Genomic DNA, 11,903 nt, shown 5'->3' on the forward strand with positions numbered 1-11,903 from the left:
AAAAATCGATTCAAAGAATGCAGCCAATTGATCACTTCGATCTTCGTAACTTTGACCTGAACCTGTTGATCGCCTTCGACGCGATGATGCACGAGCGCAGTGTGACCCGAGCCGCAGAAAGGCTGAAGATTCGCCAGCCGGCCATGAGCCACAACCTATCGTTGCTAAGAACCCTGTTTCAGGACGAACTGTTCGTGCGTGTAGGGACGGCCATGCAACCGACAGCGCGGGCTCAAGCATTGGCCAATCCGATAGCGCAGGCACTGAGTGCGATGCAAGCGATCATCCATGACACATCGGAATTCGATCCAGCACATGACCAGCGTATCTTTCGCATGGGGTTCTCGAGCGAGGTAGAACTGCTGTTGATGCCAGAGCTTGCTTCGCGCCTGCGTCAACAGGCTCCGGGAGTGAGACTCCATGGCCGCCCGGTGCAACAGCGCGATGTCTATCGCATGCTGGATGACCGAGTGCTGGACCTGGCGATCGGCTGCTTCGACAGCCAGGCCCAGCGTTATCGACAGCAATTGCTGTTCGAACAATCGCTGAGTTGCGTGTTTCACCCTGACATGATGGCACTCGGAGAGACGATCTCTCTCGAGGAATACTTGAACCTGCCGCATGCTCTCGTCAGCCTCAGCGAGAGTCTGCATGGCTGTCTCGAATCGGCACTCGATGCCGTCGGTGGCAAACTCAACGTGGCCGCTACCTCGTCGGAGTTCCTTGGCGTGCTGGGCATGATCGCAAACGCACCACTGATCGCCACGCTACCGACCCGAATGGCCCGACGTTATGGCAAGGCGTTCGGCCTGCAGGTGGCCCCGGTGCCAATGACGCTGACAGTACCCGACGTGTCCCTGGTGTGGACGGCGCAGGAGGATAACCACCCTGCATCGCAATGGTTGCGAAATGAGATTGCCGACATACTGGGACGGATGTAAATGGCACTGGACAGGAAGGACAAAGTGTTGATGATGGCGCCACCTTTTGGTCCGATTCAACCTGTGCATGCTCCAGATACATCATGAGCCCTCGATGGTCTGTCTTCGCCTGCGCTAACCCTGGACGTGATCGGTCAACGGCAGGTGGCGGATCCGCTGCCGCGAGGCGGCGAACAGCGCGTTGGCCAGCGCAGGCGCGAACGGGGGGATGCCCGGCTCACCCACACCACCCAGCGGAGAACCAATCTCCACGATGCTCACCTCCACCAACGGCGCCTCCCCGATGCGTAGTAGCGGATAGTCGTGGAAGTTCGACTGTTCGGCACGGCCGTCTCTGATCGTGACCTTCTGCCTCAGCGCCGCGCTGAGAGCATCGATGACGGCGCCCTGGATCTGCGCCTCCACCTGATCCGGATTGATGGCGTGCCCGCAGTCAATGGCCGCATGGACCCGCTCGACGTGAATTCCTTCGTCATCAGCCTGCGCCTCAACGACCTGGGCCACATAGGAGCCGTAGCTCTCGACCACTGCCAGGCCGCGCGCAACGCCCTCGGGAGCTGGCTCGCTCCATCGTGACATCTCGGCCACTCGGTCAAGGACAGCGAGCATCCGCTCCTGCCCCGCACAGTGGCTTCTGCGAAATTCCAGTGGGTCGCGACCCGCTGCCGCAGCGCATTCGTCCATGAAGCTTTCGAAGAAGAAGCCGTTGAAGGAATGAGCGATCGAACGCCAGGGGCAAAGCGGGATCGGCAGATCGACCACGGCGTGTTCCACGGCAAAGTTCGGAATGACGTAGCGCATGTCCGACAGGCCAGCAAGCGAGAAGGGATCGAGGTCGCGAGGTTGCCGGTCGCCTGCGCCATCTGCTCCGGATCGAAGCCATATTCAAGGCCCATCTGCGGTCCGGCGAGTCGGATACGCATGCCGGTGATGTTACCGGCTTCGTCCAGGGTTGCCTGGAAGCGGCACCTCATCGTCTGGCGGTACTGGCCCTGCTGAACGTCGTCCTCGCGCGCCCAGAGGACCTTGACCGGTCGCCCGTCGACGGCGCGGCTGGCAAGAGTCGCCTGCAGCGCGATCTCGCCATGGGTCTTGCGGCCGAATCCGCCGCCCAGCCAGGTAGTGTTGATGAAGAGGCGGTCTGCCGGTACCTGCAGGGCATTCTCCAGTGTCATTCTGAGCACGTCGTGCCCCTGCGTGCCGATCCACAGTTCTGTCCGCTCCCTGGTGGATTCGGCGGTGCAATTGATCGGCTCCATGCACGCATGGGCGAGTAGCGGTACCGAGTACTCGGCCTCGACGACCTGGCCATCGGTCGACAGCGCTGCCTCCGAATCTCCGCGCAAGGTAGAGACGGGGACATCGGGCCGGTCCAACGCCTCGCGAAGCATTCTGTCTATCTCATCCGTGGAAAGATGGTCTGCCGGTGTCTGGGTAAAGGTGATGTCCAGGGCGTCGGCAGCTTGCCTGGCCTGCCACCAGGAGTCAGCGACGACCACCGCACCGCGCGGCACTCGTACTACCTCGATCACTCCTGGCATGCCAGAGACACTACTCTCGTCGATCGACTCAACATCGGCAGAAAAGACCGGGGCGAGTCGGACAGCGCCATACAGCATCCCGTCGCGTTCAACGTCAATCCCGTAGACAGCCTTTCCTGTCACCTTCGCCGGTGTATCGAGGCGTGGTATCGAGCGTCCAGTCAACGTTCGTTCGCTGTCGGGACGCAGGGTCGGTTCCTCCGGCACCGGCAGCGCCATGGCGTCTTCCACCAGCTCACCGAAGGGAATCCGCTGGCCACTGTCGGCATGAATGACAAAACCGTCCTCGGTATGCAAGGCTGCGGGCATTACTCCGAGACGCTCGGCCGCCGCCTGCGTCAACATCTCCCGCGCCTGGGCGGCTGCGAGACGCAACGGTTCATGCCAATACCGGATGCCGAACGAGCCCACGGAGCGCATCTGCCCCATCACCGGAACCCTGTAGGCGGCCACCGGTTGCTTCGGCATGTCGACAATGATGCTGGACCAGTCGGTGCCAAGCTCCTCAGCAAGAATCTGGGCCTGGCCAGTGTGGGTGCCCTGTCCCATTTCGCAGGTGGGGAGCAGGAAGGTCACCTGACCACTCGTATCAATGCGGACGAAGGCTAGCGACATGCCAGACCCTTCCTCCTGCTGTGCCCAGGCCATTGGTAGACGAAGGGGAACAACGAGGGCGGCTCCAGCCACGGCTAGAGTGCTGCCCAGAAAGGATCTACGGCTGAGGGAGAAATGATGCGGTTTCATCGTTCTACCTGCCCTTTGAGTAAGCGTTGATGTAGAGCGGAGCGCGTTGCTTTCGGCGCTCAGCTTGCAAGGATCAGCTTTCGGAGGCTCGGTGAATGGCCGCCCGGATACGCACATAGGTGCCGCAGCGGCACAGATTGCCGTGCATCGCTGCATTGATGTCCTCATCAGAGGGATTCGGGTTTCGTGCCAGAAGTGCCGCCGCGCTCATGATCTGCCCCGACTGGCAGTAGCCACACTGAGGCACGTCAAGCTCGGCCCAGGCGCGCTGGACAGGGTGCGAACCATCCTCGGACAACCCTTCGATGGTGGTGACGGATCTTCCCTCAACCCCGGATAACGGGAAGGAACAGGAACGCACCGGCTCACCATCCAGGTGTACCGTGCACGCCCCACACTGCGCGACGCCACAGCCGAACCTGGTGCCGGTGAGCTTCAGTTGCTCCCGGATCACCCAGAGCAGCGGTGTATCCGTTTCAGCGGTAACTTCCACCGCACGCCCGTTGATCGTGAATGCTGTCATGAATGCGACTCCTCGACCTGACCTGTGGTCTCATGCCGGGATGTGCCTGCACTCAAAGCACTCAGCATCTCGACCGCGTGATCGAAGTGTCCGTCACGCTCCGCCCAGCGCAGGAAGTTCACTCGTTCCACCAGGATTTCCCTGGGTGTTGGCTGTTCGCGGAACAGCATCATGACCTCGTCGATGAAGTCAGCGAGCGGCATATAGCCCTCTCGGGTCGACTGGCCAGGAGTGAGTTCAGTCTGCACCGCAGGAGGGGCAAGCTCGATGAGCTCGACCTTGCCCTTGAGTTGTTCGCGCAGGGACACCGTGTAGGAATGAAGCGCTGCCTTGGTCGCGTTGTAGGTTGGTGTGCCGCTCATCGGCACGAAGGCCAGGCCGGACGTTACATTCACGATCGCCGCATCGGGCTGGTTCACCAGATGGTCGGTCAATGCGTTCGTCAGCCGGATCGGCCCGAGCAGATTGGTAATGATCGTCTGCTCTGAGTCGCTCAGGTCACGGGGCCTGGACAAGTCCTCGCGCCGCATGATGCCAGCATTGTTGATCAGGACGTTGAGGCTGGGATGCTCGACGACGACACGGTCGACAAAGGCCATGATGGCCTCCGGATCCTCGATATCAACGACCATCGCATGCATGTCCTGTCGGTCGGCGATGGTTTCCTCCAGCGTCTCCTGGTGACGCCCCGCAACAATCACGGTGTTGCCAAGCTCATTGAAGCGCCGAGCGAGTTCTCGACCAATCCCGGAACCGCCCCCGGTGATGAGAATAGTGTTTTCCGATGTCTTCACTGTTTCGTCCTCTATCGGCTCATGGCCTAAAACGTAATCAATTCGACCACCGCGCAGTCGCCTGCGCTGGCATTGCCATTGTCACGATTCGGCGAGCAATAGGGCTTGCCTATACTTGCGCAAGACTTGCCTTATCCTGCAGTGGTGGTGAACGGCTCTCACCACCATGCTAAGTTCGAGACAACATGTGGGAGGGATGTATATGAACTCGCTCAAGCAGGCTGTCCGAGCTTATGCCAGCCGCCACGCCAATGGTGATGGCCTGGCGCTAACACCAGTGTCGGGTCTACGGATGATGTGCCTCGAAGCGCCGGTCGGCGACCTGCATTCGGTTTACAGGCCGCTGATTTGCCTGGTTCTGCAGGGTGCGAAGCGCTTGACCGTCGGGAAGGAGATACAGATCTTCTCTGCCGGTCAGTCGGTCATCGTGGGCGCAGACATGCCAGTGGTTGGGCGGATTGTGCAAGCGAGCCAGAACGAGCCTTATCTGGCGATAGCCGTCGAACTGGATATGGTGGTATTGCGCGAACTCGCCGCTCACATGGGGAGCCTCCCTGCTGGGCGCCCATCCGAGATGACGACGCTATTTGCCGAAGACACCGAAACCGCATTGCTCAATTGCGCATCACGGCTGATGCACCTGCTGGATCATCCCGAGGCGACGTCGATACTGCATCCGGGAATCATGCGGGAGTTGCATTACTGGCTGCTGTCGGGACCTCACGGTACTGCCTTGCGGGCACTGGCGGACCCAGACAGTCATGCGAGCCGCCTCGCTGCTGCCATCGCGATCCTCAGAGCCGAATACCGTTCGCGCATTCCCATGGAACGGCTGTCGGCAGAGGCCAGCATGAGCCTCACCTCGTTTCACAAGCACTTCAAGCACATGACCTCGCTGACACCAGGACAGTATCAGAAGCGGCTGCGCCTGATAGAGGCACGCCGCCTGATGCTCGACGAAGGTTTTTCAGCGAGCAATGCCGCCTTCGAGGTGGGGTACGAGAGCGTTTCGCAGTTCACGCGGGAGTACGGACGACTGTTCCAGGTGCCGCCGAAGCGCGATGCCCTGCGCCTGCGGAGCAAGCCGGCCCTTATCGAGGAGGAAAGCGAAGTCTGTTCGAATTAAAGTCAGTCACGTGGACAGTGAACTCGCTACGCAGCATGGCAGGTAAAACGCGTTATCCGCACATCCACGCTAACGCTCAGCGATTCCAACGCCGCGGCTCGTGCTCGCCCTTCGGCATTGGCACGGTGAAGATACGGCGTCATGGCCAGCAGATCAGCAATCTGTGTCGCATCGGCAAGATCGACGGCGTAACGCAGTGTCTCGCTGTCGCCTGTACGGACAAAGCCCTCTGGAACCGTATCGCTTTCACGACGCGGCGACTTGATCTCGGGATAGATGATTTCGCGCAATTCACGCAGGTGATCAGGGCCCGCCTCGACCAGAAGCAGCTCACCGCCTGACTTCAGCACCCGGGCAAACTCGGCGTATACGGGGAAGCCGAACATGCATAGCACCCGTTCCAGGCTGCTCGTCTGTACAGGCAATTGGGCGTTGGTGCCAACCAACCAAGTAGCAGACTTCCAGCTTTTGGCGGCAGCGAGCACCGCCCACTTGGAAATATCCACACCCAGTAGCGCCAGCTTTTGGTTATCACCAGCGACGCCTTCCAGCTCACGCAGGTAATAGCCCTCTCCACAGCCGGCATCAAGACAGTGCAGTGCCTCATCGGCAGGCGCGCCCTTCAGCACTGCCTGAGCGACGGCCTTGGCAATCGGCTGATAATGACCGGCATCGAGAAAACGGCGTCGCGCCGCGACCATTTCCTTGCTGTCACCGGGGTCACGGGAGCGCTTGCGCTGCACAGGCAACAAATGCACATAGCCTTGTCGAGCGATATCAAAACTATGGCCAGCCTCACAACACCAGGCACCATCGCGTCGATGCAACGGGCCTCCATCCAATGGGCAAGCCAGTGCGTCAAACGCTATTGTACTCATGCTCACTTTTCCCTCTTCATCATCCTGTAGGCGCGCAGGTCATCATCCAGCCACATATTGTAAGCCGCTGCAGCGCCTTTTACCGCAGCTACCGCACCAGCTTCTTCTTGCTGTCCCCCTGTTTCTTTCTGCCCCTGTGCTTCACTGCCAGGATGCGCTAGCATCCTTAGCATACGAATTATAAACCCGCTATTGCACGTTGATGACCCGCCGCTCACCCGGGCCGGTGTCCCTCTGGATACCGGCCTGTTTCTTGCGCGCCAATGGGTCCCTCCCCGACTGCATGAAGGAGAGTCTCCTTGTCGAATGACACCTCTCTGCGCGAGACGCCCCCGATGACCCAGGTGGAACGTCTGTTCAAGCGCTATGGCCCTCGCTATCGACTATGGGTAACGCTCACGGTGATGCTGGGCCTGGTAGCGCTCGGCATGTCGATCACCATCGTCAACGTGGCGATTCCCTATATCAAGGGCGCCTTCGGCATGAGCGATTCCCAGGTACAGTGGCTATCCACCGGCTTCCTGGCCTCCACCACCGTATCGCTGCTGGTCGCGCCCTGGTTGGTGGCCGCCATCGGCCAGCGTGCTACTTTCATGGGCCTTTTGCTGGTATTCATCGCGGCATCGATTCTCGGTGGTCTGGGCCAAGGCATGGCAACACTGGTCGCCGCTCGCATCATCCAGGGCGCGATGACCGGGCTGATCCGACCGGTGGCCATGCAGGCGTTGTTCGCTGCCTATCCCCCGGAGGGACGAGGCATGGCGGTGGCCATGTATGGCATGTGTCTGGGGTTGCCGTTGACGTTGGCAACGGTGATCGGCGGCTGGCTAGTGGAGAACTTCACCTGGCGATACGTATTCTTCATTACCCTGCCGATCTGCCTGGCGGCGGTAGTGATGGGCTATATCTTTCTGCCATCCCGTGAGCAGAAGGGGCCGCGCCCTCCTTTCGACTGGGCGGGTGTCGCCATGCTCTTCGCTGCGGTCTTCTCCATCCTCACGGCACTCTCCAATGGCCAGCGCTGGGGCTGGGACGATCCACGAGTGCCAGTGCTGGTGCTGCTCTCGCTACTCTGTGCCACGAGTTTCATTGCCTGGCAAAAACACGCCAAACACCCGTTGCTCGACCTGGCGATCTTCCGCTATCGGATCTTTGTGGTCGGCACCCTGGCGATGCTGCTGTTCGGCGGTGCCTTCTACGGCGTGATGTATCTGCTGCCACAGTTTGTACAATCGGTCCTGGACTACAGTCCCATTACCGCCGGGATGATCTTCGTACCATCGACAGCAGTGCTCGGCGTTCTGGTGCCGCTGGTTGGCTGGCTCAGCGACCGTCATCCACCACACTGGATCACCCTGCCGGGACTGGCTTGCACGGTGTTCTCGGTATGGCACATGGCGCAGATGGACTGGAATACTTCCTTCGCTTTCCTCGCCGGCAGCATGGCGATCATGTCCATCGGCATGGCGTCCTTCCCGCCACCCACGCTGTCCAATGCCATTGCTGCGCTTCCGCTGCAGCTTACCGGTCACGGCTCAGGAGCGATCAACTTCGCCATGCAACTGGGTGGAGCATTAGGTACAGCGGGCCTGGTCATTCTGCTCGACCGCCAGACAGCGCTGCATGGCCACCACCTGAATGCCGGCATCAATGCCAATAACGCCATGGCCAATGAACAACTCAGCTACTTGGCGGAGTTGACCGCACGCCTCGGCATTCCGGATACCCAGCAGCAGACCATGGCGGGTTATCTGACCGGGCGCCTGGAGTCGATCTGGGCCTCGCTCCTCGCCTACCAGGATGGTTTCTGGCTACTGGTAGGCGTCCTGTTGATCGTCAGCATTCCCTCGGTGCTGCTCAGCCGCTGGCGGTATGCCTAATCCTTTTCGCTCGTTCGAGGATCTTCGACATGACAACACCAAGCTCACAAGCCACATCCCGCCGCTTGCCCAAAGCCTCCCGGCTAGCACTGCTCACCCTGTTGGTGCTGGCCTGTCTGATCTGGGCTGGCTTGGCGATCCATCACCGCCTGACCCATGTCAGTGCCCAGGATGCGCGGGTGATGGCCGATCAAGTCACCGTCAGCAGCCGCCTGCCTGGCTGGGTCACGGATTTCACCCTGATCGAGGGAGACGCCCTGGCCAAGGACGACATGGTCGCCCGGCTTTACAGCCAACCGGATGAGCGCCAGCTCGAAGCACTGCAAGCAGGAGTAGCCGCGGCACAGGCCCGGCTGAACTACCAGAACTCACGTTTGAAGCTGTCCCAGGCGCAGCTCGAAGGCGGGGTGAATATCACTCAGCAGGAGCTGGAGGCCAGTCGAGCTGCCATGGATGCCGCCAATGCGCGTCTGGAGCAGGCTCGCAAGGACTATGAGCGCTCCAACTCATTGTTGGCCAGACACTCGGTCTCGCAGCAGCAACGTGACGAGGATTACTACGCCCTGCAATCTGCCCAAGCGGAGTCCCACCAGGCCACCCAAGAAGTGGCCGTCAGCCAGGCCCAGGCCGACAACGCTCAAGTCGGCTTCATCAACGGTTCGCAGATGCCTCTGCCCAATCCCGACGTGATTCGCGCCCAGTTGGAGATGGCGACTCAGGAGCTGGCCCAGGCCCGTTCCCAGGTGGCTCAGCAACAACTGCGCCTCAGCGACCTGCAAGTGCCAAGCCCGATCAGTGGGGTCGTCGACAAGACACTGATCGACGAGGGCGAATACATCAGCGCCGGCCAGCCGATCCTGATGATGCATAACCCCGACGCCCTGTGGGTCGAGGCCAACATCAAGGAGACCGATGTTGGCGAGTTGCGTCTCGGCCAGCCGGTCGACATCACCGTCGATGCCTACCCCAACGACGACTTCCATGGCCATGTCGCCGTCATCGGACGCGCCGCGACCAGCCAGTTCGCGCTGTTGCCGGACCCCAACCCGTCCGGCAACTTCACCAAGATCACCCAGCGCATTCCCGTGCGTATTGCCCTGGATGATGGCCCCATCGAGCTGATCGGCCCCGGAATGATGGTCGAGGTCGACATCGATGTCACCGTGGATGGCCAACGCCATGGCTGACACCATCGCGGCCATGGCATTCGGCTGAGACAAGGGAAGATACAGAGACAAGAGAGGGCAACGTGCTTGGGAAGCGCTGAATAAATCGACGAGCATACTCAAGCACAAGGCGCCCGGAGCACAACAACCGGAGCCTATGGGGTATAGGTGAGGATGGTGAGCACCGCGTAACGCAGTGATTGAGTAGCGCAGACATTTATGCAGTGTTTCCCTTGCCCTCATCATGGCGCCTGGAAGGGGAAAACATCCCTCTCCGCAATACGGCCTACCGTCTTTGCAATACGACTTAGCGAAGCGTGCGCTCGAACAGCTCGAACATCTCGGCCCACCCCTTGTCGGCCGCGACCTTGTCATAGATGGGGAAGTCCGGCTTCATCCAGCCGTGAGCCGCACCTCGATACAATTCACTACGATATCTCACCCCGGCATCGCTCAACGCTTTCTCGAAACGTTCGGCCATTGCCGGTGGGTAGCTCTTGTCATTGTCAGCCACGGCGATATACAACTCGGCCTGGATCTTCGGTGCCTGCAGATGCGGGCTGGTGGGCTGATCGGTGGCCAGGTTGCCGCCATGAAAGCTCACCGCTGCCGCCACACGCTCCGGATAGCTGGCAGCCACGGTGATCGCCATGCCGCCCCCCATGCAGAAGCCGACCGTGGCAATCTTGCCACCGATCACATCTTCACGCGCATCCAGATACTTCAGACACGCCTCGGTATCCGCTGCTGCCATATGATTGTCGGTGCTGGCCATCAGCGGCCCGATCACGGCACGAAAATCGTCACCGGCAAAAATCTCCTTCGGTACCAGCGGGCCATAGTTTCCCAAGCGGTAGAACAGGTCCGGCAACAGCACCAGGTAACCATTAGAAGCGATAGTTTCCGCCATCTGCTTGAGCCCGGGCCGAATGCCAAAAGCATCCATATAGACAATCACTGCATGCCATGGGCCTTGCCCTTCCGGGGTGAATACATAGGCAGGACATTCCCCATCCCTGGTCTGAAGAGTGATCTCGTCGTAAGTCATCGTCATGTCTCCTTGCGGCGGCGTCCTCACGCCTTGCTGATATGCATTCCGAGATAATGGATACCGCTCATGAAACGAGCCGCTCCCTCACTGGATCGGCCCATGGTAACAGTGAGCCGACGGTGATGGCCCAGTGACACCTCCCCCTTGCTTGGCGAGGCATGCGATTACATGTAACATCAAAGATTACGTTACATGCTCATCCGGAGGAAACATGCAACGCAAAGAGCTGGAAGCGATCTTCGATCAACAAGCCGCCGGCTACGATCAGCAATGGTCCAGACTGGCTCCGATTCGCGATGGATTGAACCTGCTGGTCAGCGCGGTGTTTTCCGGTCTTCCCGCCGATGCACGAGTGCTGTGTGTCGGGGCCGGAACCGGCTCCGAGATTCTCCACCTCGCACAGCGCTTTCCCGAATACCACTTCACGGCCGTGGAGCCTTCCGCGTCAATGCTGGAAGTCTGCCGCCGCCGCGCGGAGGAACATGGGATTGCCTCTCGCTGCGAGTTTCACAACGGCTACCTCGAAACCCTGGCACCCTCGACGCCCTTCGATGCGGCCACCTCGCTCCTGGTGTCCCAGTTCATCATGGAAGAAGAAAAGCGGTCGGATTTCTTTCGCGAGATCGCCGAGCGACTTCGGCCAGGCGGCTATCTGGCCAGCGCCGATCTAGCCTCGGATATAGACTCCATGGCGTATCAAAGCCTGCTGGACGTCTGGGTGCAACTGATGAGCGCCGGGGATGTATCCCCTGACACAGTAGAACGGTTCCGCGCCATGTACGGCCGCGACGTCGCGGTACTGCCGCCCGAGCGCATCAGTGCCATCATGACGGCAGGAGGATTCGATGCACCGGTGCCATTCTTCCAGGCCGGGCTGGTCCACGCCTGGTATGCCAGGCGGACATCGAGTGTCATTTGATGACGCCATAGACACTAGTCATCCATAGCATCCTCTTCCACATGACTCACCATGTCGACCAGCATGTCGCTTACATGGCTGTCGGCTACTTCGTAGAACACTTGCCTTGAGCGGCGCTCTCTTCTGACCAGCCGCGCTCCCCTGAGCAGGCGCAAATGGTGACTGACCAGCGTCTGGGACAGGTCCAGGCTTTCCGAAATATCACCCACCGACTTGGGCTCGCGCAGACAAAAGAACAGAATTCTCAGTCGTGTCGGTTCCCCAAGCAGATGAAAGGTTTCTGCCAGAATGGCAATGTCATTCTGTGACGGTGAATTCGTGTGACTCAATGACAGTCTCC

At 60.0% G+C, this 11,903-nt stretch carries 12 protein-coding genes; 5 read left to right on the forward strand and 7 right to left on the reverse strand.

The annotated features are described in order from the left end of the window. The first annotated feature begins 17 nt into the window (after positions 1-17). On the forward strand, positions 18-941 hold the full coding sequence (locus tag Q1K07_RS16430) for a LysR family transcriptional regulator (protein WP_300313254.1): 924 nt from the start codon (positions 18-20) through the stop codon (positions 939-941). A gap of 114 nt (positions 942-1,055) precedes the next feature. Here the strand turns inward: Q1K07_RS16430 and Q1K07_RS16435 are convergent, their stop codons facing one another. The 4 genes from Q1K07_RS16435 to Q1K07_RS16450 form a co-directional block, all read right to left on the reverse strand. Continuing rightward, positions 1,056-1,406 (reverse strand): molybdopterin cofactor-binding domain-containing protein, encoded by a 351-nt coding sequence (locus Q1K07_RS16435; RefSeq protein WP_300313377.1) that lies wholly within the window; start codon positions 1,404-1,406, stop codon positions 1,056-1,058. After that, positions 1,295-3,097: a molybdopterin cofactor-binding domain-containing protein gene (locus Q1K07_RS16440; protein ID WP_366945089.1), complete on the reverse strand. Its 1,803-nt coding sequence runs from the start codon at positions 3,095-3,097 to the stop codon at positions 1,295-1,297. The genes Q1K07_RS16435 and Q1K07_RS16440 overlap by 112 nt, the downstream gene beginning before the upstream one ends. Before the next feature lie 202 nt (positions 3,098-3,299). Next, positions 3,300-3,749, reverse strand: a complete 450-nt coding sequence (locus Q1K07_RS16445) for a (2Fe-2S)-binding protein (RefSeq protein WP_300313258.1) — start codon at positions 3,747-3,749, stop codon at positions 3,300-3,302. Then, positions 3,746-4,543: an SDR family oxidoreductase gene (locus tag Q1K07_RS16450; protein ID WP_300313260.1), complete on the reverse strand. Its 798-nt coding sequence runs from the start codon at positions 4,541-4,543 to the stop codon at positions 3,746-3,748. Before Q1K07_RS16450 ends, Q1K07_RS16445 begins: the two co-directional genes overlap by 4 nt. Before the next feature lie 202 nt (positions 4,544-4,745). Here Q1K07_RS16450 and Q1K07_RS16455 point away from each other — a divergent pair, with 202 nt between their 5' ends. Further along, entirely contained in the window at positions 4,746-5,669 is a 924-nt protein-coding gene (locus Q1K07_RS16455) for an AraC family transcriptional regulator (RefSeq protein ID WP_300313263.1), read from the forward strand. A 26-nt stretch (positions 5,670-5,695) separates the two neighbouring features. On the opposite strand, the gene Q1K07_RS16460 is transcribed toward Q1K07_RS16455, so the two are convergent. Next, complete coding sequence (locus Q1K07_RS16460; protein ID WP_300313266.1) at positions 5,696-6,547, reverse strand: putative RNA methyltransferase; 852 nt, start codon at positions 6,545-6,547, stop codon at positions 5,696-5,698. Between the two features lie 299 nt (positions 6,548-6,846). On the opposite strand from Q1K07_RS16460, the gene Q1K07_RS16465 reads away from it, so the two are divergent. Both Q1K07_RS16465 and Q1K07_RS16470 read left to right on the forward strand, forming a co-directional pair. Beyond that, entirely contained in the window at positions 6,847-8,427 is a 1,581-nt protein-coding gene (locus Q1K07_RS16465) for a DHA2 family efflux MFS transporter permease subunit (protein WP_300313269.1), read from the forward strand. A gap of 29 nt (positions 8,428-8,456) precedes the next feature. Continuing rightward, complete coding sequence (locus Q1K07_RS16470; protein ID WP_300313272.1) at positions 8,457-9,614, forward strand: HlyD family secretion protein; 1,158 nt, start codon at positions 8,457-8,459, stop codon at positions 9,612-9,614. A 286-nt stretch (positions 9,615-9,900) separates the two neighbouring features. Here Q1K07_RS16470 and Q1K07_RS16475 read toward each other — a convergent pair whose 3' ends face one another. Next, positions 9,901-10,641, reverse strand: a complete 741-nt coding sequence (locus tag Q1K07_RS16475) for a dienelactone hydrolase family protein (RefSeq protein WP_300313274.1) — start codon at positions 10,639-10,641, stop codon at positions 9,901-9,903. A gap of 214 nt (positions 10,642-10,855) precedes the next feature. On the opposite strand from Q1K07_RS16475, the gene Q1K07_RS16480 reads away from it, so the two are divergent. Further along, the gene (locus Q1K07_RS16480) at positions 10,856-11,563 is read left to right on the forward strand and encodes a class I SAM-dependent methyltransferase (RefSeq protein ID WP_300313277.1); all 708 of its coding nucleotides are present in this window, start codon (positions 10,856-10,858) and stop codon (positions 11,561-11,563) included. Between the two features lie 14 nt (positions 11,564-11,577). Here the strand turns inward: Q1K07_RS16480 and Q1K07_RS16485 are convergent, their stop codons facing one another. After that, positions 11,578-11,892 (reverse strand): metalloregulator ArsR/SmtB family transcription factor, encoded by a 315-nt coding sequence (locus Q1K07_RS16485; protein ID WP_300313279.1) that lies wholly within the window; start codon positions 11,890-11,892, stop codon positions 11,578-11,580. Positions 11,893-11,903: the final 11 nt, after the last annotated feature.

Origin of the sequence: Halomonas sp. (genome assembly GCF_029263665.1) — a bacterium.
Taxonomy (GTDB): Bacteria; Pseudomonadota; Gammaproteobacteria; order Pseudomonadales; family Halomonadaceae; genus Halomonas.

Bases quoted from the DNA above. Each gene is read 5' to 3' on its own strand.
- Q1K07_RS16430 (WP_300313254.1), top strand. From the start codon at position 18: ATGCAGCCAATTGATCACTTCGATCTTCGTAACTTTGACCTGAACCTG.
- Q1K07_RS16440 (WP_366945089.1), bottom strand. From the start codon at position 3,097: ATGTCGCTAGCCTTCGTCCGCATTGATACGAGTGGTCAGGTGACCTTC.
- Q1K07_RS16445 (WP_300313258.1), bottom strand. From the start codon at position 3,749: ATGACAGCATTCACGATCAACGGGCGTGCGGTGGAAGTTACCGCTGAA.
- Q1K07_RS16455 (WP_300313263.1), top strand. From the start codon at position 4,746: ATGAACTCGCTCAAGCAGGCTGTCCGAGCTTATGCCAGCCGCCACGCC.
- Q1K07_RS16460 (WP_300313266.1), bottom strand. From the start codon at position 6,547: ATGAGTACAATAGCGTTTGACGCACTGGCTTGCCCATTGGATGGAGGC.
- Q1K07_RS16470 (WP_300313272.1), top strand. From the start codon at position 8,457: ATGACAACACCAAGCTCACAAGCCACATCCCGCCGCTTGCCCAAAGCC.
- Q1K07_RS16475 (WP_300313274.1), bottom strand. From the start codon at position 10,641: ATGACTTACGACGAGATCACTCTTCAGACCAGGGATGGGGAATGTCCT.
- Q1K07_RS16480 (WP_300313277.1), top strand. From the start codon at position 10,856: ATGCAACGCAAAGAGCTGGAAGCGATCTTCGATCAACAAGCCGCCGGC.